Here is a 2,681-nt window from a genome sequence, read left to right on the forward strand (position 1 = left end):
CCCAGGCCCCCAGATTTGTCATTGCGAGGCCCCAACGGGGCCGTGGCGCCCTGAGCGCGCAGCGCGAGGAAGTGCCCTTGGGGTGCAATCTCGCAGTGCCCGGTTGAATCATGGGAAAGCCTTCGGCGAAAACGCAACTGCCTTCCCGAGATTGTAACGGGCGCAAAGCGCCCTCGCAATGACAAATCGGGGGCGTCTGCCATTTTAACGACAGCCTGTTCATTTCGGCAGCTCTGCGCCGGGAGGGACATGTCCCTCCCCTACAACGCGCGGCCGGAGGCCTTGTGCAACCTTCTATTTTCAATTTTCCGCCCGCCGTATGCTGCTTCCCAGCATTGGCGCGCAACACCATAAAAAAAGCCTGCACAGGTCGTTTCCTGCGCAGGCTTTGCTTATTCCTGATTTTCCACAAAGGCAGTCAGATCGCCCACCGTGCGGATCCCCTGCAGGTCGTCATCCGTCCATTCGATGCCGAATTCCTGCTCCAGGGAAAGCATCAGATCGCCGAGATCCGACGGCTCCATCTCCAGATCCTCCAGCATCACGGTGTCTGGCGTTACGCGGCTCTCGTCGCATGCCAGCTGCTCACAAAGAAATTCGCGGATCGTTTCAAAAACCATGGATAACACCTCCCCCCTGTGAATTGCCCGCTACAAGTATACAGGCTCTAACAGGGAAATGCAAGAGGCAAGCGCATGGAATCCGGCAAAAATTTCCGCTGCGCATCGGGCGCTGTTTTCAGCCTGCGAGGACCTCGACCTTCCGCACGCCGTCCACCTGAGAAAGCTCGCGCATCAGCGCCTCAACGCCCTGCGAGATGCCGCTCGTCTCGGCCGAGATCGTCACGGAGGCACAGCCGTTTGTCGGAATTGCCTGATTGATCGTCAGTATATTTGCGCCGAATTGGGCAAAAATGGTGAGTATGCTGGAAAGCAGGCCCGTCATGTCCCGCAGCAGCAACTGGAAGGTCAGAATGCGGCCAGCCATCAGGTTCTGGAACGGCGAGATGGAATCGCGATACTTGTAAAATGCACTGCGGCTGATGCCCGTGGCGCGCGCGGCGTCATTCACCGTTGCGACCTCACCGGTCTCCAGCAGCCACTTTGCCTCGGCGACCTTGAGAAAAACCTCCGGCAGCGCCTGGGCCTCCACGATATAGTATTTCGGAAGCTGTGCCATATATGGCTCCTCCTGTTCACAAGAGATGTGCAGATGTTTCCCGAACAAGTGCATTCTAACATAAGCGCCCCGAAAATGCAAGCGCAATCCGCGCGGCGCGGTCGAAAGGAGTCGAGGAAATGAAAAAGCTCTGGCAGCTGTGCGCCTGCGCCGCCGGGGTGCTGGCGGGCCTGTGGCTCACGGCGCGCATCCTCCTGCCCGTCGGCCTGCCGTTCCTGCTCGGCCTCGGCCTTGCCCGGCTGGCCCGGCCGCTTGCCGTGCGCCTGCGCCGCCTGCCGCGCGGGCTGGCTGCTTTTCTCAGCGTGACGGCCGTGTGCCTCGCCGCGGCCGCCGTGCTCACGGGCCTCGGCTGGGCGCTGTGGCAGGGCTGCGCTGCCCTGTGCGCCCGTCTGCCTGGCCTGCTCTCCTCGCTGGCCGAACCGCTGCAGCGCCTGCATGCCGCGGCCCTGCATCTGGCCAGCCGCCTGCCGGACGGGATGGGAGAGGCCGCAGCCCAGTGGGTCGACAGGCTGTTTGCGGGCGGGAGTGTCGTGGCCGACTCCGTGTCGCAGGGCGTGTTCGGCTGCGTCACGCGCGTGCTCGGCTGGATGCCGCAGCTGCTGCTCTTCGGGCTGACGGCCCTGCTGTCCGCCTATTTCCTCGCGGGCGATGCGCCGAGGCTCCGCGCCCTTGCGGCGCGCCATGTGCCGGAGGAATGGCGGGCGCGCGGCGGGCAACTCCTTGTGCGTCTGCGCGCTGCCCTGCGGGGCTATGTCCTCGCACAGGGAAAGCTCCTGCTCGTGACGTTCGGCGTCGTTTCGCTCGGCCTGCTCGCCGCGCTGCGGCGGCCGCACGCCGTGCTTTTGGGCGCGCTCATCGCCGTGGTCGATGCCCTGCCCGTCCTCGGCTCCGGGACGGTGCTGCTGCCGTGGGCGGCCGTCTCCCTGCTGCGCGGGTCCGGCGGCCTTGCCCTCGGCCTGACCGTCACCTATGCCGCCGCGGCCTTCGCCCGCTCGGCCCTTGAGCCGCGCCTGCTCGGGCGGCAGATCGGCCTGCCGCCGCTGCTGACGCTCCTGTCGCTCTATGCTGGCTATCGCCTGTTCGGTCTTGCGGGGATGATCCTCCTGCCTCTCGCCGTGCTGCTTGCAAAGCAGGTGTGGGAGCTGGCGGAGGGGAATGGCGGGGGCATCGATGGAGCGTTGTAGGGGGACGGCATGCGGCGAGTGGAAAATAGAAAATGGAAAGTGGAAAGTTTCGCAAGGCTGCCAGCCGTGCGTTGTAGGGGAGGGGCATGCCCCTCCTGGCGCAATACTGTCGACCAGCACAGACCATCGTTAAAATGCTGATGGCCCCCCAATTTGTCATTGCGAGGGCGCTTTGCGCCCGTGGCAATCTCGGGAAGGCACTGCCGATTCGCACAGGTTGTCGATAAAAGCGTACTAACCGATTGCGTCTGTAGCGGCGCTCACTGCGCAGCCGTTGGCGGCTTTGCCGCCTTACGGATGCGGCGTCCCCTTTACGGG

General features: G+C 64.1%; 3 protein-coding genes. 1 reads left to right on the forward strand and 2 read right to left on the reverse strand.

Going from position 1 to position 2,681, the window contains the following annotated elements; translation table 11 throughout:
* Nucleotides 1-392: 392 nt before the first annotated feature.
* Entirely contained in the window at nucleotides 393-620 is a 228-nt protein-coding gene (locus WMO66_RS01840; protein WP_349134709.1) for an acyl carrier protein, read from the reverse strand.
* A 118-nt stretch (nucleotides 621-738) separates the two neighbouring features.
* Nucleotides 739-1,179, reverse strand: a complete 441-nt coding sequence (locus WMO66_RS01845; protein ID WP_349134710.1) for an ACT domain-containing protein — start codon at nucleotides 1,177-1,179, stop codon at nucleotides 739-741.
* Between the two features lie 119 nt (nucleotides 1,180-1,298).
* Here WMO66_RS01845 and WMO66_RS01850 point away from each other — a divergent pair, with 119 nt between their 5' ends.
* Nucleotides 1,299-2,363, forward strand: coding sequence for an AI-2E family transporter (locus WMO66_RS01850; RefSeq protein WP_349134711.1), 1,065 nt, complete (start codon nucleotides 1,299-1,301; stop codon nucleotides 2,361-2,363).
* The last annotated feature ends 318 nt before the right edge of the window (nucleotides 2,364-2,681 follow it).

Origin of the sequence: Faecousia intestinalis (assembly GCF_040096185.1) — a bacterium.
Taxonomy (GTDB): Bacteria; Bacillota; Clostridia; order Oscillospirales; family Oscillospiraceae; genus JAZOXB01.

What these genes read in the sequence shown, in the direction of transcription:
- WMO66_RS01850 (WP_349134711.1), top strand. Translation starts at nt 1,299, where the DNA reads ATGAAAAAGCTCTGGCAGCTGTGCGCCTGCGCCGCCGGGGTGCTGGCG.
- WMO66_RS01845 (WP_349134710.1), bottom strand. Translation starts at nt 1,179, where the DNA reads ATGGCACAGCTTCCGAAATACTATATCGTGGAGGCCCAGGCGCTGCCG.
- WMO66_RS01840 (WP_349134709.1), bottom strand. Translation starts at nt 620, where the DNA reads ATGGTTTTTGAAACGATCCGCGAATTTCTTTGTGAGCAGCTGGCATGC.